The sequence below is a fragment of the Pseudomonas sp. R3-56 genome (assembly GCF_051132075.1).
Classification (GTDB): domain Bacteria; phylum Pseudomonadota; class Gammaproteobacteria; order Pseudomonadales; family Pseudomonadaceae; genus Aquipseudomonas.
Genome location: NZ_CP071657.1, coordinates 1442630 through 1461479, shown reverse-complemented (window position 1 = coordinate 1461479; position 18850 = coordinate 1442630). Strand labels below are relative to the sequence as shown.

General features: G+C 61.2%; 18 protein-coding genes. 14 read left to right on the top strand and 4 right to left on the bottom strand.

Annotated features, from left to right (window positions below; all coding sequences use genetic code 11):
• Positions 1–26: 26 nt before the first annotated feature.
• Complete coding sequence (locus J3P96_RS06895; protein ID WP_434656210.1) at positions 27–386, top strand: DUF5064 family protein; 360 nt, start codon at positions 27–29, stop codon at positions 384–386.
• 259 nt (positions 387–645) lie between these two features.
• Positions 646–822, top strand: a complete 177-nt coding sequence (locus J3P96_RS06890; RefSeq protein WP_305499247.1) for a hypothetical protein — start codon at positions 646–648, stop codon at positions 820–822.
• 7 nt (positions 823–829) lie between these two features.
• On the opposite strand, the gene J3P96_RS06885 is transcribed toward J3P96_RS06890, so the two are convergent.
• Positions 830–1723: a helix-turn-helix domain-containing protein gene (locus tag J3P96_RS06885; RefSeq protein WP_434656207.1), complete on the bottom strand. Its 894-nt coding sequence runs from the start codon at positions 1721–1723 to the stop codon at positions 830–832.
• A 170-nt stretch (positions 1724–1893) separates the two neighbouring features.
• On the opposite strand from J3P96_RS06885, the gene pobA reads away from it, so the two are divergent.
• Together pobA and J3P96_RS06875 are read left to right on the top strand one after the other, a co-directional pair.
• Positions 1894–3084 carry a 4-hydroxybenzoate 3-monooxygenase gene (gene pobA / locus J3P96_RS06880; RefSeq protein ID WP_434656204.1) on the top strand — a complete coding sequence of 397 codons (1191 nt, stop codon included), beginning with the start codon at positions 1894–1896 and terminating at the stop codon, positions 3082–3084.
• Between the two features lie 51 nt (positions 3085–3135).
• Entirely contained in the window at positions 3136–4671 is a 1536-nt protein-coding gene (locus tag J3P96_RS06875; protein WP_434656202.1) for an MDR family MFS transporter, read from the top strand.
• 74 nt (positions 4672–4745) lie between these two features.
• On the opposite strand, the gene J3P96_RS06870 is transcribed toward J3P96_RS06875, so the two are convergent.
• Entirely contained in the window at positions 4746–6095 is a 1350-nt protein-coding gene (locus tag J3P96_RS06870; protein ID WP_434656199.1) for a spinster family MFS transporter, read from the bottom strand.
• 353 nt (positions 6096–6448) lie between these two features.
• Between J3P96_RS06870 and J3P96_RS06865 the strand changes: the two genes are divergently transcribed.
• Positions 6449–8623: a hypothetical protein gene (locus J3P96_RS06865; protein ID WP_434628860.1), complete on the top strand. Its 2175-nt coding sequence runs from the start codon at positions 6449–6451 to the stop codon at positions 8621–8623.
• Positions 8624–8908: 285 nt separating this feature from the next.
• On the opposite strand, the gene J3P96_RS06860 is transcribed toward J3P96_RS06865, so the two are convergent.
• A complete protein-coding gene (locus J3P96_RS06860; protein WP_434628858.1) occupies positions 8909–9214 on the bottom strand; it encodes a DUF2288 domain-containing protein in 306 nt (101 codons plus the stop codon).
• 30 nt (positions 9215–9244) lie between these two features.
• Between J3P96_RS06860 and J3P96_RS06855 the strand changes: the two genes are divergently transcribed.
• From J3P96_RS06855 to J3P96_RS06830, 6 genes are all read left to right on the top strand, one after another.
• Positions 9245–9493 carry a hypothetical protein gene (locus tag J3P96_RS06855; protein ID WP_434572263.1) on the top strand — a complete coding sequence of 83 codons (249 nt, stop codon included), beginning with the start codon at positions 9245–9247 and terminating at the stop codon, positions 9491–9493.
• A 60-nt stretch (positions 9494–9553) separates the two neighbouring features.
• Positions 9554–10681 carry a branched-chain amino acid ABC transporter substrate-binding protein gene (locus tag J3P96_RS06850; protein WP_434601653.1) on the top strand — a complete coding sequence of 376 codons (1128 nt, stop codon included), beginning with the start codon at positions 9554–9556 and terminating at the stop codon, positions 10679–10681.
• Between the two features lie 230 nt (positions 10682–10911).
• Complete coding sequence (gene livH / locus J3P96_RS06845) at positions 10912–11835, top strand: high-affinity branched-chain amino acid ABC transporter permease LivH (RefSeq protein ID WP_014336891.1); 924 nt, start codon at positions 10912–10914, stop codon at positions 11833–11835.
• Entirely contained in the window at positions 11832–13100 is a 1269-nt protein-coding gene (locus tag J3P96_RS06840; protein WP_434656195.1) for a high-affinity branched-chain amino acid ABC transporter permease LivM, read from the top strand. Before livH ends, J3P96_RS06840 begins: the two co-directional genes overlap by 4 nt.
• Positions 13097–13864: a high-affinity branched-chain amino acid ABC transporter ATP-binding protein LivG gene (gene livG, locus J3P96_RS06835; RefSeq protein WP_186613628.1), complete on the top strand. Its 768-nt coding sequence runs from the start codon at positions 13097–13099 to the stop codon at positions 13862–13864. Before J3P96_RS06840 ends, livG begins: the two co-directional genes overlap by 4 nt.
• Entirely contained in the window at positions 13865–14566 is a 702-nt protein-coding gene (locus tag J3P96_RS06830) for an ABC transporter ATP-binding protein (RefSeq protein WP_186613630.1), read from the top strand.
• 168 nt (positions 14567–14734) lie between these two features.
• On the opposite strand, the gene J3P96_RS06825 is transcribed toward J3P96_RS06830, so the two are convergent.
• Positions 14735–15643, bottom strand: a complete 909-nt coding sequence (locus J3P96_RS06825) for a LysR family transcriptional regulator (protein WP_434656192.1) — start codon at positions 15641–15643, stop codon at positions 14735–14737.
• Positions 15644–15748: 105 nt separating this feature from the next.
• Here J3P96_RS06825 and J3P96_RS06820 point away from each other — a divergent pair, with 105 nt between their 5' ends.
• From J3P96_RS06820 to J3P96_RS06810, 3 genes are all read left to right on the top strand, one after another.
• Positions 15749–16348 (top strand): short chain dehydrogenase, encoded by a 600-nt coding sequence (locus tag J3P96_RS06820; RefSeq protein ID WP_434656190.1) that lies wholly within the window; start codon positions 15749–15751, stop codon positions 16346–16348.
• Positions 16349–16407: 59 nt separating this feature from the next.
• Positions 16408–17082, top strand: coding sequence for a COG3650 family protein (locus J3P96_RS06815; protein ID WP_434658111.1), 675 nt, complete (start codon positions 16408–16410; stop codon positions 17080–17082).
• A 110-nt stretch (positions 17083–17192) separates the two neighbouring features.
• Complete coding sequence (locus tag J3P96_RS06810) at positions 17193–18806, top strand: NAD(P)/FAD-dependent oxidoreductase (RefSeq protein WP_434656188.1); 1614 nt, start codon at positions 17193–17195, stop codon at positions 18804–18806.
• The last annotated feature ends 44 nt before the right edge of the window (positions 18807–18850 follow it).

The window sequence follows — 18850 nt, the reverse complement described above, 5'->3', positions numbered from 1 at the left end:
TCCACGCCTTCGAAGGAGAGACCCTTATGGCCACGTTCCAACCCGGTCACCTGCACATGGAACGCCATGCGCTGAACAAGGACGACTACAGCTACAACCTGTGCATCGATTACGAGGTGACCCAGGATCCCGAGGAAGGAACGGGCATGTCGTTCCGGCTACACGGCACGGTGGAGGACAAGAGCGTGGACGAGACGTTTTTCCTGGCCAAGGACCAGGCCTTCGACTTCGCCCGCCACGCCACGCGCATCGCCCAGCAGTACGGCATGCCGAACACCGCCAGCATCGGCTCGATGCACAAGTATTACGACGAGATGTTCGAAGACGTGCGGCACCAGCTCGACGTCAAGCCGGGTGATCCGATGAAGCCTGAGCATTTGGAATAATCCTGACACCCACTTCGGGCCTACAAAGCACCTGTGGCGAGGGAGCTTGCTCCCGCTCGGTTGCGCAGCGACCGCAAAATCCTCGGGCCGCTGCGCAGCCCAGCGGGAGCAAGCTCCCTCGCCACAATGAATCCCTGCACCTGGCGCTATCAGTGGCCTGAATACTGCGCTACACACAAGCCCCACCCGACTGGCAACTCGCCATGGCTGACCTATGCTGAAAACAGTACCCCCGGGTATTCGTTCAGAGGTCATCGCCATGAACATCAAAACAAGAAGACGCCTCGCCATTTTTGTCACCTGCACGGCCACGCTAGCGCTGTATGGCACCGCGGCTTATCGGGTCGAACAGGCCAGGCAGTTGCCCCGTGAATACGCCAGCTGCAACTTCGAACGCTGCATACCGCACAACGCATCCCTGAACGCTCTGCGCTGAAGCGGTTTCAGTCGTCCTGCTGATCGGTCTTGAGCCGGTCGCGGAAGGCCTTGGGCGAAATGCCGACACGCCGGCGAAACAGCCGGGTGAAGTTGGTCGGGTCGGAAAAGCCGAGCAGTTCGGAGATCTCGTAGATGGTCATGCCGGTGTAGGTCAGCAGCCGCTTGGCCTCCAGCAGCTGACGCTCATGCATGATCTGCAACGCCGGTTGCCCGGCCAGCTCGCGACAGGTGCCGTTGAGGTGCGATACCGAGATGCCCAGGCGATGGGCGAGGTCTTCGACCTTGACGTGCTGGCGATAGGTTTCCTCAACCAACTGGATGAACCCGTTGAGATATTCCCGGGCCCGTTGCGGGCGCTGCGACGAGGTACGCCTGTCCATTAGCTGGCGACTGACCCAGACCATGATCACGCTGACCAGTGCATGCATCAGCATTTCCCGGGCCGGTTCGTGGCCAACATATTCCGCCTGCAAGGCGCTGAAAAGGCTGTTGAGGTAGTCGGCGTTTTCGCCGGCCGGGTAGGCTTCGGCCTGGGCCAGGACATTCACCGAATGCCCGAGCTGCCCTTGCAGATGCGTCACCAGCGGCGCCGCCAGGGTAACCACGTAACCTTGCACATCCTCGGAAAAGCGAAAGCCGTGCACTGACAAGGGCGGCAGGATTTGCACGGCCGGCTCGTCGAGCCGGGTGCGCTGGCCTTCTATTTCCAGCTCGGCCTGGCCCTTGTAGACAAACAGCAACTGACACAGGTCCGCATGCCGATGGGGTTTGATTTCCCACTGGTGTTCGCTGCTGCGCGTGGAAATGGTTTCGCAATGCAGCAGGTCCGGCGTCGGCCAATCCTGGCTCTCGCCGTAGAGCTTGAACACCGGTATCGAAGGCAGCTCGGTTTTCTTCATACGAGGGTTGGCCTCGGGTTACGGGCGGTAATCGCACCGATTGGCAGAAAGTACAGGTTTCAGCGCAGTTTTCCCCTTCAATTGACAGGTTCGCAAGCGAAAAATGCAGGCCAGGATTACTAATAATAAACACCGACCCTGGTCGCGTGCTCTTGCGAGTCATAACAACAATGAAAACCCTCAAGACCCAAGTCGCCATTATCGGCGCCGGCCCCTCTGGACTGCTGCTCGGCCAGTTGTTGCACAACGCCGGCATCGACACGCTGATCCTGGAACGCCAGACACCCGACTACGTCCTCAGCCGCATCCGCGCCGGCGTGCTTGAGCAAGGCATGGTGCAGTTGCTGCGCCAGGCCCGGGTCGGCCAGCGCATGGATGCCGAAGGCCTGCCCCATGATGGCTTCGAGCTGGTCCTCAATGGCCGGCGCGTGCACATAGACCTGAAGGGACTGACCGGCGGCCAGAACGTCATGGTCTACGGCCAGACCGAAGTCACCCGCGACCTGATGGCTGCTCGCCAGGCCTGCGGCGCGCAGACCCTGTACCAGGTCGATAACGCCCAGCCCCACGACCTGCAGACCGACCAGCCCTTCGTGACCTTCGAGCATGCGGGCGAAACCTGGCGCCTGGACTGCGATTACGTGGCCGGCTGCGACGGCTTCCACGGTGTCGCACGGCAATCGATCCCGGCGGAAAAACTCAAGGTCTTCGAGCGCGTCTACCCGTTCGGCTGGCTCGGCATCCTGGCCGACACCCCGCCGGTCCACGAGGAGCTGGTCTACGCCCGCCATGAGCGCGGCTTTGCCCTGTGCAGCATGCGCTCGCGGACCCGCACCCGTTATTACCTGCAAGTGCCCGCCGAGGAACAGATAGCCGACTGGCCGGACGAGCGTTTCTGGAGCGAGCTGAAAAACCGCCTGCCCGCCGACCTGGCCGAAGCGCTGGTGACCGGCCCGTCCATCGAAAAAAGCATCGCGCCGTTGCGCAGTTTTGTCGTCGAACCGATGCAGTACGGGCGGATGTTTTTGGTCGGCGACGCCGCCCACATCGTCCCGCCCACCGGTGCCAAGGGGCTGAACCTGGCCGCCAGCGACGTCAGCACGTTGTTCAACATCTTGCTCAAGGTCTATCGCGACGGTCGCGTGGATCTCCTGGAACGCTATTCGGCCATTTGCCTGCGGCGGGTCTGGAAGGCCGAACGGTTCTCCTGGTGGATGACTTCGATGCTGCATCGCTTCGACGACGATGCGTTCAACCAGCGCATCAGCGAAGCGGAGCTGGAGTATTTCGTCGACTCCGAGGCCGGTCGAAAAACCATTGCGGAAAACTATGTCGGCCTTCCTTACGAGGCTATCGAATAGCCCACTATCGATTTAAACTGCGGGCTCCCGTCCATTCGCCTCCCCGGCGCGATGCCCGCAGGTCCAGCCTTGAATCAGCTCGATACGCCTCAAGTCCCGCAACCCGCCATCCGCAGCGTGCTGGTGGCGCTGATGCTGGCGATTTTCCTCGGTGCGTTGGACCAGACCATCGTCGCCGTCTCGATGCCGGCGATTTCCGCGCAATTCAAGGATGTCAGCCTGCTGGCCTGGGTGATCTCCGGCTACATGGTCGCGATGACTGTGGCGGTGCCGATCTACGGTAAGCTGGGCGACCTGTACGGCAGGCGACCATTGATGCTGTTCGGCATGGGCCTGTTCACGCTCGCCTCGCTGTTCTGCGGCTTGGCGCAGGACATGCAGCAACTGGTACTGGCGCGGATTTTCCAGGGCATCGGCGCCGGCGGGATGATCTCCGTGAGCCAGGCAATCATTGGCGACATTATCCCGCCCAGGGAACGTGGCCGTTATCAGGGCTACTTCAGCAGCATGTATGCAGTGGCCAGCGTCGCCGGGCCGGTGCTGGGCGGCTACATGACCGAATACCTGTCCTGGCGCTGGGTGTTCTGGATCAACCTGCCGCTGGGCCTGGGCGCCTGGCTCGTGGCCCGGCGCACGCTGGTGGGGCTGCCGGTGCCGCAACGCACACCCATCATCGACTACTTGGGCACCGTGTTGCTGATCATCGGCCTGACTGCCTTGCTGCTGGGCATTACCCAGGTGGGCCAGGGCCACGCCTGGCACAGCCGCGAAGTGCTCGGGCTGCTGGGTGGCGCCGTGGTCGTGCTGGGGGTATTCGCCTGGCATGAGCGCCGCGCCCGGGAGCCGTTGCTGCCCATGCACCTGTTCGTCAACCGCAGCGCGGTGTTGTGCTGGTGCACGGTGTTCTTCACCAGTTTCCAGGCGATCTCGCTGACGGTGCTGGTGCCGTTGCGCTTCCAGAGCGTGACCGGCGCCGGGGCCGACAGTGCCGCGCTGCATCTGCTGCCACTGGCGATGGGCCTGCCGATGGGCGCCTATTTCGCCGGACGGCGCACCTCGATCACCGGTCGCTACAAACCGATGATCCTCAGTGGCGCCCTGCTCTTCCCGTTCGCCATCCTCGGCATGGCCTTCACCCCGCCCGCGGCATTCTGGCTCAGCAGCCTGTTCATGCTGCTTGGCGGCATCGCGTCCGGCATGCAATTTCCCACCTCGCTGGTGGGTTCGCAGAATTCGGTGCAGCAACGGGACATCGGCGTGGCCACCAGCACCACCAACCTGTTCCGCTCACTGGGCGGCGCGGTCGGCGTGGCATTGATGTCGGCGCTGCTGCTGGCGCTGTTGCAGGATTCAGGTTTTGCCCAGCTCGCCGGTTCGTCAGCGATCGGCGAAGGGCATTCCGGCAACGTGCTGCTCGACGGCCTGAACGCCGCGCCGGGCGCGGCACGGGATGCCTTGCGCGAGGAACTGCAAGCGACGTTCCGGCATTTGCTGATGATCAGCGCGGCGGTGTCGTTGCTGGGGTTGGCGGCGGCGCTGGCAATGCCCGATTGCCTGTTGCGCGGGCGAGAAGAAAAAACTCGCTAGTGCGGATGGCGCTAACCTCTGTGGCGAGGGGATTTATCCCCTCGCCACAAAAGCTGTTTCGCCAGCAGTTAGTCTCAAGCAGTCGCCGCCACCCCACCCGGCACCACCACCGCGCTCATACCTTCCTTCATCTGCTTGGCATCGCGCACAAAGCAGCGAGAGGCCAGGAACAGGAACACCATGGTCAACAGCAGCGCCACCGGGATCAGGTACATCGCGTCATGCAGGCCGATCGCCTTGAACGCTTCGGTCATCTGCGGGGCGCCTGCGGCCGCCATGGCCGTGCGGGCGAAGTAATCCGACAGGCCGCCGACCACCACCGGCCCCAGGCCACCGCCGAGCAGATACAGCCCGGCAAAATACAACGCCATCGCCGTGGCCCGCAGGCGCGGCTCCACCACGTCCTGGATCGCGGTGTAGACGCAGGTGTAGAAGTTATAGGCAAACAGCCAGCCGACACTGAACACCGCGACGAACACGCCGATCTCGATGCGCCCGGCATGCAACGCCCACGCCGTAGTCACCGTGGAGATGGCCAGGCTGAATGCCGCGAACAGCAGCCGGCCGTTGGGCACGCGCTGGTGGATCTTGTCGGCCACCCAGCCGCCGAGGGTCAGCCCGAACAACCCGGTCACGCCGACCATGATCCCGGTCGCCACGGCCGCCTCGTGCAGCGGCATCCCGAAATAGCGCTGCAGCATCGGCACCAGGAAGGAGTTGCAGGCATACGTGGCGAAGTTGAAGCACAGCCCCGCCAGGATCAGCCAGAGAAAGGTCGGAATCGCCAGCAACCGGCGAATCGGCTTGTCGACCTTTTCCTGGGACACCGCCACGGTTTCCGCCGCGCCGCGCTTGGGTTCCTTGATGAAAAACATGAACACTGCCAGCACCAGGCCCGGCACCGCCGCAATGAAGAACGGCGCGCGCCAGCTGTCGAACGCCTTGACCATCGCGCCAATGGTAAAAAACGCCAGCAGCAGGCCCAGCGGTAGCCCCAGCATGAAAATGCCCATCGCCCGAGCCCGACGGTGCGCCGGGAACAGGTCGCCGATCAACGAGTTGGCCGCCGGCGCATAACTGGCTTCACCGATGCCCACGCCCATGCGCACCACCAGGAACGCCCAGAAACTGCCCACCAGGCCGTTTACCGCCGTCAGCCCACTCCAGGCCGCCAGGCCCCAGCCCATCAGTTTGCTGCGCGAACCGGTATCGGCCATGCGTCCCAATGGCAGGCCCGCGATGGCATAGACGATGGTGAAGGCGGTACCGATGATGCCGATCTGAAAATCGCTGAGGCTCCACTCCATGCGGATCGGCTCGATGATGATCGCTGGGATGGTGCGGTCGAAAAAGTTGAACAGGTTGGCCAGGAACAGCAGGAACAGAATGCGCCAGGCATTCGCCGCTTGGGTCGAGTTCTGCATGGGTCCGTCTCTTCTTATTGTTGGGCGAGGCATCCGAGCCCGGAGTCTGCAATCTAGACAGCAGCGTGCGCGCTGTCTTCAATCATTCGCGCGGCTGATACCCGACCATGGTGAATGGCGCATCCATGACAACGGTCATTTTTCTGTAGGAAATGCCATCATTTTGCCCCTTCATGATTAAAGATCGTCCTACAGATGCCGATCCAGATAATCAGGAAAGATTCTCCCGAGCGAGGCCCAGGCATTGCCTGGACGCTCGGGCCGACCTTCGCGCGATCAAAAGACGCGAGCTCCCATCCGCGATGGTTCGATGACCCAATCGTCGAACCGACCAGTCAGGCATACGGCGCAAAATGACCTCCAAAAAAACAGCCACTGCGGTTTCCGATCTGACCCTGAGCCCGGCCGCCAACGGCGCGGACGCCTCGGCGCTGTCGAGCAGCTCGCGATCCCTGGCGACCCAGCAATATCTGTATTTCACCGAGACCAACACCGACCGCATCCTCGACAACCTCGATGGCCTGCGTGATGCCGTATTCCCCCGCCCGCCGCACCTGGTGGATGACGAGAGCGAACGTGGCCAGCAGGAATTCCCCTCGGTGTGCCTGATCGGCCTCGGGCGCTGCGGCTCCAACATCGCCCTGGACGTAGCGGAGCTGGTCTACAACGCGCGCAAGTTCTATCTCAACGAATTCAACGCCGAAGACAAGCACTACGGTGACAAGGGCTATCGCCCCGCGCAGTGGATGCGCAACCTGCGCCTGGGGACCAGCAAGGCCAGCAAACCGGTGTTCCTGGTGGAACCGCTGGTCATGCTCGGCGACCTGGACAAAGACATCGCCGGGCGTATCCGTTTTTCCCGCAAGGGCGAAAAAAGCGGGTTCTTGCGCGACTACAGCAAAATGAAAATCATGGACCTCTCCGAAGTCCATGCGGGTGGTGCCGGTAACGCGCCGATCCTCGGCCAGTACCTGGCGAAGATCATCCTGAACAAGGACACCCAGCGCTTCTCCAGCCCCGACTGGAAAATGATCCACTCGTACCTGATCGATAGCTGCGGCATCAAGGCCAACCAGTCGCGCCTGTACTTCTCGATCTTCAGCGCCGGCGGCGGTACCGGTTCGGGCATGGCTTCGGAGTTCGGCCTGGCCCAGCAGTACTCGTACATGAACAAGACGTTCGACACCAAGCCGATGGACGAACACGACAGCAAGAGCGGCCACTCCTTCGTCTTCGAACCGATTTTCACCAGCGGCATCTGCGTGCTGCCGAACATTTCCGATCACCGCAGTGAAATGTCCGAGGCGCTGCACATCAACGCTGGACGGCTGCTGTGCAAATACCTCTCGGAAGAATGGGATTTCTCGTACAACTTCGCCAACGAAGACAGCAGCGAAGCCAGCGTCATGGGCCGTATCCGGCCATGGAACGCGATGATGCTGATCTCCAACGACATCATGCGCTACGCCGAAGAAAGCGATGACGGCAACATCCAGAACATTGATGTCAATGCCATGGAAAAACATGCAAACCAGTATATTTCCCAGCAGATCTTCAACATCCTCACGGCCCAGGCCGTGACCACCGACTACGACCAGAACTACTTCCGGCGCGCCGGCATCGACATCGGCGAAACCATTCGCCTGGATGCCAACGACCTGTTCATGAGCCTGGCCGGCCCGGTGGCGATTGCCTACGCTGAATCCGTCGTTCCGGAAACCCCGGCGCCGAGCGGCGACAAGTTCAAGGTGTTCGAAAAGGAGCCGCCGCGCCTGAACATCGATGACCTGTTCTTCCGCTCCATCGACCTGCCGCACTTCAACAAGGTCACCCAGGCCATCGAAGGCATCAGCCTGTTGCCGATCGAGTCCAAGCGTTACCGGGCCTCGCTGGAGCAATACAAGAATTCCGGCTATGACGCCGCCGCCCTGCACGACCTGCACTTCTTCAAGAACTGCTCGTCGGTGGTGTCGATCGTCTCGCTGCCCAAGGACTACAAGCTGTCCTACATGGACCTGAACCGGCTCAAGACCCACCTCAACAGCCTGTTCCCGAACACCACGCTCAAGCGCTATGCGCTGGTGATCGGCGCCTCGGCCAACTTGTCGCTGACTACCCTGATCGCCAAGAGCCCGTGCCTGTCGGATGACTTCCTGACCCTGATCGTGGCGTTCATCAAGCGCTGCTTTGCCCGCACGCCGTATCGCTTCGACGAGACCCTGGACAACTCGATCCTGGACTTCATCATCAATGAAGAGTTCGATGAAGGACGCATCGATGAGTTGCTCAACGAATTCGAGAACCCGGCGAAGATCCTCGACACCAACTGGTACGCGATCAAGCCGATGTACGAGAAGAAGTACCGCGAGCTGATCAGCGACAAGGACAAGTTTGTCTCGATCAATGACATCCGCCTGTCCCGCGACTGCGTGAAGAAGTCCATCAAGTATCTGCGTGAGATCTACCGTCACCGGATTGGCAAGACCAAGGTTATTTCGCTGAATAACCATACGGGCAAGAGTTATTGAGGCTGGCGTGACACCGCGTCGCGCCGCTTCGCGAGCAGGCTCGCTCCCACAGGATTTGTGAACACATATCCCTTGTGGGAGCGAGCCTGCTCGCGAAGGGGCCATGAGCGGCACCACAAAACAACATCCAGAAACAATTAGGCAGCCCACCGGCCGCGCCAAAAACTGTTCCCGTTACGTATACGTCACCCTGCCCTGTGGCGTTTCGCCACGGCAGGCTGTCATCACGCTACTCACCTACACACTTTCCGAGATGCCAAAACACGAACCAACTTGGTGCACCGATCAATTCGACGCCCTTTCCTGGACCATTATCCACGGCGAAACCACCACGGCCCACAGCAGCGGATCACGCTCGAGAAAATCCAGCGCCCGCGTTTCAGACAGCTTGGCGAGCTGCCCGCCGGCCAGCCAGGCGGCGACTTTGGTACCTTCGTCCTCGGCAATGGCCTCGGCGGCGGCGATCAGATCCAGTGCCGGATCGACCCACAATAGGGCACCCTTGGCAAAGAACGGTTCCAGCTCCTTCCAGGTAATGGATGCGGTTTCACCGAGCAATTTGGCATAGAGGGTGCTAGGTTCTTGATTCATGGGAGCTGTCCGGAAAAGAAATCGGCGCGAATGATAACGTCGGTGGTCTGGCAGAAAAACCCGGTTGCAATTGCAGCACCGATTGAAAAGCGCAGGAAAGCCAAGGATTGCCGATTTGACCGGACAAACCCCGCCGCGAATCTGTCTTTTTCTTTCAATAAAGCGACACCCCCAGGCTTTGCCCCCAAGCGCCAGCTTCCCTTGCCAACAATCGGCGCTCTACACTGTACCGGTACAGTTGCCGGGGGCATTTTCCGCGTGGGTATCCAAGATATCTGACCCGGTTCTGCTGCTACGGCGCCAGGACTATAAAAACTACAACAGCATGAGTGGAGCACTATGACTAAGGCTACTAAGCAGATTTCCAAACTGTTTGCCGCTATGGTTCTGGCCGGGGTTGCCAGCCATTCGTTTGCCGCCGACACCATCAAGATCGGCATCGCCGGCCCGAAAACCGGCCCTGTAGCCCAATACGGCGACATGCAGTTCAGTGGCGCGAAAATGGCCATCGAACAGATCAACGCCAAGGGTGGCGTCGACGGCAAGCAACTGGTCGCCGTTGAATACGACGACGCCTGTGATCCGAAGCAAGCGGTCGCGGTTGCGAACAAGGTCGTCAACGACGGCGTCAAGTTCGTGGTTGGCCACCTGTGCTCCAGCTCCACCCAGCCGGCTTCGGACATCTACGAAGACGAAGGCGTGATCATGATCACTCCGGCCGCCACCAGCCCGGACATCACCGCGCGCGGCTACAAGATGATCTTCCGCACCATCGGCCTGGACAGCGCCCAAGGCCCTGCGGCCGGCAACTACATCGCCGACCACGTCAAGCCAAAAATCGTTGCGGTCCTGCACGACAAGCAGCAGTACGGTGAAGGCATCGCCAGCGCCGTGAAGAAAACCCTCGAAGGCAAAGGCGTGAAAGTGGCCGTCTTCGAAGGCGTGAACGCCGGCGACAAAGACTTCTCCTCGATGATCGCCAAGCTCAAGCAAGCCAACGTCGACTTCGTCTACTACGGCGGCTACCACCCGGAGCTGGGCCTGATTCTGCGTCAAGCCCAGGAAAAAGGCCTGAAAGCCAAGTTCATGGGTCCGGAAGGCGTGGGTAACGACTCCATCTCGCAAATCGCCAAGGAATCCTCCGAAGGCCTGCTGGTGACCCTGCCGAAATCCTTCGACCAGGATCCGGCCAACGTCGCCCTGGCTGACGCGTTCAAGGCCAAGAAAGAAGACCCGAGCGGTCCGTTCGTATTCCCGTCCTACTCCGCTGTGACCGTGATCGCCGACGCGATCAAGGCTGCCAAGAGCGAAGACGCGACCAAAGTGGCTGAAGCCATCCACGCCGGCACTTTCAAGACGCCAACCGGTGACTTGAGCTTCGACGACAAGGGCGACCTGAAGGACTTCAAGTTCGTGGTTTACGAGTGGCATTTCGGCAAACCTAAAACCGAAGCTTCGCCTCAGTAAGGCCTGGCCTGACTGACTGCCAATAAAGCCCACGGCGTGCCGTGGGCTTTGTTTTAAATGTATTGGGCCGCGCTGGCGTGATCCGCCAGTCTCCCCACCTGAAAATCTCAAAACCGTCATCAGCGGTTCGCTGGCAAACCTCGTGTTCGAAGTGGATGCAGATCCACGGGGCCCGAGCGGGAAAATGACTCCACCAGTGAAATGCGTATCAGGTTTTTAGGAGCGCTGTAATGCCTGACATCTATCACTTCTTCCAGCAGCTGGTTAACGGCCTGACCGTTGGCAGCACGTATGCCCTGATCGCCATCGGCTATACGATGGTCTACGGCATCATTGGAATGATCAACTTCGCCCACGGCGAGGTGTACATGATCGGCTCCTACGTGGCGTTCATCGCCATCGCCGGGCTGGCCATGATGGGACTCGACAGTGTCCCGCTGTTGATGACCGCAGCTTTCATCGCGAGCATCGTGGTTACCAGTTCTTATGGCTACAGCATCGAACGGATCGCCTACCGCCCGCTGCGCGGCAGCAACCGTCTGATCCCGCTGATTTCCGCCATCGGTATGTCGATCTTCCTGCAGAACACGGTACTGCTTTCGCAAGACTCCAAGGACAAATCCATTCCCAACCTGATTCCGGGCAACTTCGCCATCGGGCCAGGCGGGGCACATGAAGTGCTGATTTCCTACATGCAAATCGTGGTGTTCGTGGTGACCCTGGTCGCCATGCTCGGCCTTACGCTGTTCATCTCCCGTTCCCGCCTGGGCCGCGCCTGCCGTGCCTGCGCCGAGGACATCAAGATGGCCAACCTGCTGGGCATCAACACCAACAACATCATCGCCCTGACCTTCGTCATCGGTGCGGCCCTGGCGGCCATCGCCGCGGTGCTGTTGAGCATGCAATATGGCGTCATCAACCCCAACGCCGGTTTCCTCGTGGGCCTGAAAGCCTTTACCGCCGCGGTGCTCGGCGGCATCGGCAGCATCCCCGGCGCGATGCTCGGCGGATTGGTGCTGGGCGTGGCGGAAGCCTTTGGCGCCGACATCTTCGGCGACCAGTACAAGGACGTCGTGGCGTTCGGCTTGTTGGTTCTGGTTCTGTTATTCCGGCCGACCGGCATCCTGGGCCGTCCGGAGGTTGAGAAAGTATGACTAGGCATCTCAAATCGGCGCTGTTCAGCGCCCTGCTGGTCTGGGCCGTGGCCTATCCGGTACTCGGTCTCAAACTGACCATCGTTGGTATCAACCTGGAAGTGCACGGCACCAGCCCGACCATCCTGGCGACCATCGCCGTATGTTCCGTCCTGATGTTCCTGCGGGTGCTGTTCAGCGCGCAGATCAGTGCGGCGTGGAAAGCGTCGCCCGGCGTGCCGGTGATCCCGGCCAGGGCCAGCAACTTCCTGACCCTGCCGTCGACCCAGCGCTGGATCGTGCTGGGCCTGATCGTCGTGGCCCTGGTATGGCCGTTCTTCGGTTCGCGCGGCGCGGTGGACATCGCCACGCTGATCCTGATCTACGTGATGCTCGGCCTCGGTCTGAACATCGTCGTGGGCCTGGCCGGCCTGCTGGACCTGGGTTATGTCGGCTTCTACGCCGTCGGGGCCTACAGCTACGCGCTGCTGTCGCACTACTTCGGCCTGAGCTTCTGGATCTGCCTGCCGATCGCCGGGATGATGGCCGCCACCTTCGGTTTTCTGCTGGGGTTCCCGGTCCTGCGCTTGCGCGGCGACTACCTGGCGATCGTGACCCTGGGTTTTGGCGAGATCATCCGTCTGTTCCTGCGCAACCTGACCGACATCACCGGCGGCCCGAACGGCATCAGCAACATCGAGAAGCCGACGTTCTTCGGCCTGACCTTCGAACGTAAAGCCGCCGAAGGCCTGCAGACCTTCCACGAGTACTTCGGCCTGCAATACAACTCGATCAACAAGGTGATCTTCCTCTACCTGGTCGCCCTGCTGCTGGCCCTGGCGGCGCTGTTCGTCATCAACCGCCTGCTGCGCATGCCGATCGGCCGTGCGTGGGAAGCCTTGCGCGAAGACGAAATCGCCTGCCGTGCGCTGGGTCTCAACCCGACCGTGATCAAGCTGTCGGCCTTTACCCTGGGTGCTGCGTTCGCCGGTTTCGCCGGTAGCTTCTTCGCCGCTCGCCAAGGCCTGGTGACGCCCGAGTCCTTCACCTTCATCGAGTCGGCGATCATTCTCGCCATCGTCGTGCTGGGCGGGATGGGCTCGCAATTGGGTGTGATCCTGGCGGCGATCGTGATGATCCTGCTGCCCGAAATGATGCGTGAATTCAGCGAATACCGCATGTTGATGTTCGGCGCCTTGATGGTGCTGATGATGATCTGGCGTCCTCAAGGTCTGCTGCCTATGCAACGCCCCGAACTTAAACTAAGAACGGAGCTGCGCAAATGAGCCGCGAGATCCTCAAGGTCGAGAATTTAAGCATGCGCTTCGGCGGACTGCTGGCGGTCAACGGCGTGGCCCTGACCGTTAAAGAGAAACAAGTGGTTGCCTTGATCGGGCCGAACGGCGCGGGCAAGACCACCGTGTTCAACTGCCTGACCGGTTTCTACCAGCCTACCGGCGGCACCATCCTGCTGGACGGCGAACCGATCCAGGGCCTGCCCGGTCATCACATTGCCCGCAAGGGCGTGGTGCGGACCTTCCAGAACGTGCGGCTGTTCAAGGACATGACGGCGGTCGAAAACCTGCTGATCGCCCAGCATCGTCACTTGAACACCAACTTCTTTGCCGGCCTGTTCAAGACCCCGGCGTTCCGCAAGAGCGAACGCGAGGCCATGGAGTACGCCGAGTACTGGCTGGACAAGGTCAACCTCACCGAGTTCGCCAACCGTACCGCCGGGACCCTGGCCTACGGTCAGCAACGGCGCCTGGAAATCGCCCGCTGCATGATGACCCGTCCGCGGATCCTCATGCTCGACGAACCGGCCGCCGGCCTGAACCCGAAGGAAACCGAAGACCTGAAGGCGCTGATCAGCGTGCTGCGCGAGGAGCACAACGTGACCGTGCTGCTGATCGAGCATGACATGAAGCTGGTCATGAGCATTTCCGACCACATCGTCGTGATCAACCAGGGCACGCCCCTGGCCGACGGTACGCCGGAACAGATCCGCGACAATCCTGAAGTGATCAAAGCCTACCTGGGGGAAGCGTAAATGCTGCAGTTCGAAAACGTTTCCACCTTCTACGGCAAGATCCAGGCGCTGCACAGCGTCAACGTCGAGGTCCGCCAGGGCGAAATCGTCACGCTGATCGGTGCCAACGGCGCCGGCAAGTCCACCCTGCTGATGACACTCTGCGGTTCGCCGCAGGCCCACAGCGGCAGCATCCGCTACATGGGTGAGGAACTGGTGGGCCAGGACTCGGCGCAAATCATGCGCAAGAGCATCGCCGTGGTACCTGAGGGCCGTCGGGTATTTGCCCGGCTGACTGTGGAAGAAAACCTCGCCATGGGCGGCTTTTTTACCGACAAGGGCGACTTTCAGGAACAGATGGACAAGGTGCTGCACCTTTTCCCACGCCTGAAAGAGCGTTTTACCCAGCGCGGCGGCACCATGTCCGGCGGCGAACAGCAGATGCTCGCCATCGGTCGTGCACTGATGAGCAAGCCCAAGCTGCTGCTGCTCGACGAGCCGTCCCTGGGCCTGGCGCCGATCATCATCCAGCAGATCTTCGACATCATCGAACAGCTGCGCAAGGATGGGGTGACGGTGTTCCTGGTGGAGCAGAACGCCAACCAGGCGCTGAAGATCGCTGACCGGGCGTACGTGCTGGAGAACGGTCGCGTGGTGATGCAAGGCACCGGTGAAGCACTGCTGACCGACCCGAAAGTGCGCGAGGCGTACCTGGGCGGTTGAGTCTGTCGCGATAGAAAAAACGGCCTTCGGGCCGTTTTTTTTGCTCGGATGTTGGACGTAGATCCCTGTGGCGAGGGAGCTTGCTCCCGCTGGGCTGCGTAGCGGCCCTAAGATTTTTCGGTCGCTGCGCAACCGAGCGGGAGCAAGCTCCCTCGCCACAGGGACCGGCTACAACCGATCCAGCGCCTCCCCGCTGCGCTTGAACCATTCAATCAGATAATCAGCCAGCACCTGCGTACGCTTGGGCAACCCTCCCTGATATGGATGCACCAGGTACATCGGCATGCGACGGGTCTGAAAGTCCCGCAGCAACCAGCGCAGGCGGCCGTCGGCCAGTTCCTGGTCAAGCAGATACGACGGCAGACGGGCGATTCCAGCGCCGGCCAGGGCGGCTTTTTTCAACAGGCTGTAATGGTTGCTGGCAAACGGCCCGGACACCCGCACCCGCAGCAATTCATGTTGCTGGTGGTACAACCACTCCTCACGGCCGCTGTAATGACTGTTGAGCAGGCATTTGTGCTCCGCCAGGGCCTGGGGAACCGCGGGCTCACCGAAGCGTTCCAGATAGGCCGGGCTGGCGCAGGTCAGTTCATGCCAGGCCAGCAGCGGGCGAGCCACGAGCCGCTCGTCGATCGCCGCATCCGAGCGGATCGCCAGATCAAACCCATCGCGCGATAAATCGCGGTAACCGTTATTGAGCTCCAACTCGATCTGCACGTCGGGGTAGGCGAGAGCGAACTCGGTCAGCAGCCCTTCAAAAAAGGTTTCGCCCAACGAAACCGGCACCGTCATCCGCACCGGCCCGGAAATTTCACCCTGCAAGCGGGCCAATGCCTGACGCGCCCTTTCCACTTGCACCAACAAGGCCTGGGCCTGGGGCAACAGCGCCGCACCCGCCGCCGTCAGGCTCAGGCGTCGCGTCGTGCGCTGGAGCAGGATCACTGAAAACCGCTCCTCCAGCAGGCTGATGCGCTTGGACAGCTGCCCCTTGCTGCATCCCAACCGCTGCGCCGCCAGGGTAAAACTACCGGCCTCGACCAGCACGGCAAACGCTGCCAGATCATCGATCTCGCTCATTGGATTGTTTCCAAACGAAAACCAAAGGTTTCCTATTAGCACGCTTATCCCGAGGAAAATCCACTCTAGACTGCAACCTCGTCCACCCCATTTGAGGATCAGTCCATGAAAATCCTGTTGATCGGCGCCAACGGAACCATCGGTTCGGCCATCGCTAACGAGTTGTCGCCCCGTCATGAAATTGTCCGTATCGGCCGCCACAGCGGTGATGTGCAAGTGGATATCAGCGACAGCGCCTCGATCCGCGCCCTTTTCGAAAAAACCGGCCGCTTCGATGCTTTGGTTTGTGCGGCGGGCAACGTCACTTTCGCGCCGCTGGGCGACATGACCGAAGAAAGCTTCGCCCTCGGTTTGAAAGACAAGTTGATGGGTCAGGTCAATCTTGTATTGATCGGCCGCGAATTCGCCAATGACGGCGCATCCTTTACCCTCACCACCGGCGTACTCAGCCACGACCCGATCAAGAGCGGCACCTCGGCGGCCCTGGTGAACGGCGCCCTCGACAGTTTTGTGCGCGCTGCGGCAATCGAGCTGCCCCGGGGCCTCAGGCTCAACTCGGTAAGCCCGAACGTATTGCTGGAAGCGATGGACAAATATGCGCCGTACTTCCGCGGCTACAAGCCGGTTCCTGCGGCTGAAGTGGCATTGGCCTACGCCAAGAGCGTCGAAGGCCTGCAAAACGGGCAGACTTTTCACGTCGGCTAACCCCTTGTGATGAAGGATCAGTCTGAGTAACGTGGCGGCACTTGTCTGGAGACCCAATGATGCGTGCCGCCCGTTCCCTGTTGTGTATTGCCTCGCTTGCGCTTTTCGCCGGCTGCCAGTTGCTCGACGCCCCGCGCCAGAGCGCCTCCCATGCCGGCCAGACGCGCATGCAGGGCGAACTCACGGCGGCCGATGGCAAACTGGTGTTCCAGCCGTGCCAGGAACAGCGCCGCTACATCGTCAACGACACCGGCGGTACCAGCGTGCTGCAACAAGCCGCCACCCTGGCGGATGATCGCGGCAAACTCTTCGCCGATCTGCGCGGGCGTATCGTTTCCAGCGCGGCGGCCGGCACCGACAGCCAGCTGGACGTCGAGCAGCTGTATCGCCTGGAACGCTCCGGGGCCGCTTGCGATGATGTTGACTTCAAACGGGTGATTCTGCGGGCAGCGGGACATGCCCCTGAATGGACACTCAAGGCCAGCGGCAAGGGCCTGGTCCTGGATCGCCAAGGGCAGCCGCCGCTGGCGGTGCCTTACGTCGAGGAGCAGTTGGGCGATGGCCGCTTCAACCTCGGCACCGAGGCCAACGGCCAGAAGGTCGAGTTGTGGGTCACGCCGCAACGCTGCGTCGACAGCACCAGTGGCAGCGTGCAGCACATGAGCGCCGAGTTGCGGGTCAACGGTCAGGTCCAGCGCGGTTGCGCCTACTTTGGTGGCGCGCGCGACGACTGATTCGACGCATGACGGGTTTTAACCTCACGGAAAACCGGGATTGCGGCTTATAATCGCCGGTTTGAAGAACGCCTTGGCGCAGTTGTGCGCCCCGCGAACCGGACCCCGTCATGTTACGAATCACCGAACTCAAGCTGCCGATCGACCATCCCGAAGAAGACTTGCGCCCTGCCATCGTGCAGCGGCTGGGCATCGCCAGTGATGACCTGCTCGACTTCACCCTGTTCAAGCGCAGCTACGACGCCCGCAAGAAATCCTCCGAGCTGTGCTTCATCTACACCATCGACCTGTCGGTGCGCGATGAAGCCGGTGTGCTGCGCAAGTTCGCCGATGACCGTAATGTCAACGAAGCGCCGGACATCAGCTACAAGGTGGTTGGCCAGGCACCGGCGGACTTGAGCGAGCGGCCGATCGTGGTCGGCTTCGGGCCGTGCGGCATCTTCGCCGCCATGCTGCTCGCGCAGATGGGCTTCAAGCCGATCATCCTTGAGCGCGGCCCGGAAGTACGCCAGCGCACCAAGGACACCTGGGGCCTGTGGCGTAAAAGCGTGCTCAACCCCGAGTCCAACGTGCAGTTCGGCGAAGGCGGCGCGGGGACATTCTCCGACGGCAAGCTCTACAGTCAGATCAAGGATCCGAAATTCCTTGGACGCAAGGTCCTGCATGAGTTCGTCAAGGCCGGGGCCCCTGAAGAAATCCTCTATGTCAGCAAGCCGCACATCGGTACGTTCCGTCTGACCGGCGTCGTCGAAAACATGCGTGAGCAGATTCGCGCCCTGGGCGGTGAAGTGCGCTTCGGCGAGCGAGTTACCGACGTTTTGATCGAGGACGGCCAACTGGTTGGCATCGAGCTGGCCAGCGGTGAGCAGATCCGTTCGAAACACGTGATCCTTGCCCTGGGCCATAGCGCCCGGGATACCTTCCGCATGCTCCACAGCCGTGGCGTGTACATGGAAGCCAAGCCGTTCTCGGTGGGTTTTCGTATTGAACATCCGCAATCGCTGATCGACAGCGCACGCCTGGGCAAGTACGCCGGCCACCCGAAACTCGGCGCCGCCGACTACAAACTGGTGCACCACGCAAAGAATGGTCGCTCGGTGTACAGCTTCTGCATGTGCCCGGGCGGCACCGTGGTGGCGGCGACCTCCGAGCCGAACCGCGTCGTGACCAATGGCATGAGCCAATACTCGCGCAACGAGCGCAACGCCAACTCCGGCATCGTCGTCGGCATCACGCCGGAAGTGGATTATCCGGGTGGCCCGCTGGCGGGCATCGAGTTGCAGGAACGCCTGGAGTCCCACGCCTTCGTGCTCGGTGGCAGCAACTATGAAGCCCCCGCGCAACTGGTGGGTGATTTCATCGCCGGCAAGCCGTCCACGGCGCTGGGCAGCGTCGAACCGTCCTACAAACCTGGGGTTGCCCTTGGCGACTTGGCCCTGGCCCTGCCGGATTTCGCCATCGAGGCTATCCGTGAAGCGCTGCCGGCGTTCGAGAAACAGATCCGTGGTTATTCACTGCATGATGCGGTACTCACCGGCATCGAGACCCGGACTTCATCGCCGCTGCGCATCACCCGCAACGAAACGCTGCAGAGCTTGAATGTCAAAGGCCTGTTCCCGGCTGGCGAAGGTGCCGGTTATGCCGGCGGCATCTTGTCGGCGGGCGTGGACGGGATCCGGATCGCCGAAGCGGTGGCGCGGGATATTCTTGGCTTGAAGGACTGACATCCATTCACTGTGAAAATGCTGTTCATCTGGATTGAATGAAC

What these genes read in the sequence shown, in the direction of transcription:
- J3P96_RS06895 (WP_434656210.1), top strand. Translation starts at nt 27, where the DNA reads ATGGCCACGTTCCAACCCGGTCACCTGCACATGGAACGCCATGCGCTG.
- J3P96_RS06890 (WP_305499247.1), top strand. Translation starts at nt 646, where the DNA reads ATGAACATCAAAACAAGAAGACGCCTCGCCATTTTTGTCACCTGCACG.
- J3P96_RS06885 (WP_434656207.1), bottom strand. Translation starts at nt 1,723, where the DNA reads ATGAAGAAAACCGAGCTGCCTTCGATACCGGTGTTCAAGCTCTACGGC.
- pobA (WP_434656204.1), top strand. Translation starts at nt 1,894, where the DNA reads ATGAAAACCCTCAAGACCCAAGTCGCCATTATCGGCGCCGGCCCCTCT.
- J3P96_RS06875 (WP_434656202.1), top strand. Translation starts at nt 3,136, where the DNA reads ATGCCCGCAGGTCCAGCCTTGAATCAGCTCGATACGCCTCAAGTCCCG.
- J3P96_RS06870 (WP_434656199.1), bottom strand. Translation starts at nt 6,095, where the DNA reads ATGCAGAACTCGACCCAAGCGGCGAATGCCTGGCGCATTCTGTTCCTG.
- J3P96_RS06865 (WP_434628860.1), top strand. Translation starts at nt 6,449, where the DNA reads ATGACCTCCAAAAAAACAGCCACTGCGGTTTCCGATCTGACCCTGAGC.
- J3P96_RS06860 (WP_434628858.1), bottom strand. Translation starts at nt 9,214, where the DNA reads ATGAATCAAGAACCTAGCACCCTCTATGCCAAATTGCTCGGTGAAACC.
- J3P96_RS06855 (WP_434572263.1), top strand. Translation starts at nt 9,245, where the DNA reads ATGATAACGTCGGTGGTCTGGCAGAAAAACCCGGTTGCAATTGCAGCA.
- J3P96_RS06850 (WP_434601653.1), top strand. Translation starts at nt 9,554, where the DNA reads ATGACTAAGGCTACTAAGCAGATTTCCAAACTGTTTGCCGCTATGGTT.
- livH (WP_014336891.1), top strand. Translation starts at nt 10,912, where the DNA reads ATGCCTGACATCTATCACTTCTTCCAGCAGCTGGTTAACGGCCTGACC.
- J3P96_RS06840 (WP_434656195.1), top strand. Translation starts at nt 11,832, where the DNA reads ATGACTAGGCATCTCAAATCGGCGCTGTTCAGCGCCCTGCTGGTCTGG.
- livG (WP_186613628.1), top strand. Translation starts at nt 13,097, where the DNA reads ATGAGCCGCGAGATCCTCAAGGTCGAGAATTTAAGCATGCGCTTCGGC.
- J3P96_RS06830 (WP_186613630.1), top strand. Translation starts at nt 13,865, where the DNA reads ATGCTGCAGTTCGAAAACGTTTCCACCTTCTACGGCAAGATCCAGGCG.
- J3P96_RS06825 (WP_434656192.1), bottom strand. Translation starts at nt 15,643, where the DNA reads ATGAGCGAGATCGATGATCTGGCAGCGTTTGCCGTGCTGGTCGAGGCC.
- J3P96_RS06820 (WP_434656190.1), top strand. Translation starts at nt 15,749, where the DNA reads ATGAAAATCCTGTTGATCGGCGCCAACGGAACCATCGGTTCGGCCATC.
- J3P96_RS06815 (WP_434658111.1), top strand. Translation starts at nt 16,408, where the DNA reads ATGCGTGCCGCCCGTTCCCTGTTGTGTATTGCCTCGCTTGCGCTTTTC.
- J3P96_RS06810 (WP_434656188.1), top strand. Translation starts at nt 17,193, where the DNA reads ATGTTACGAATCACCGAACTCAAGCTGCCGATCGACCATCCCGAAGAA.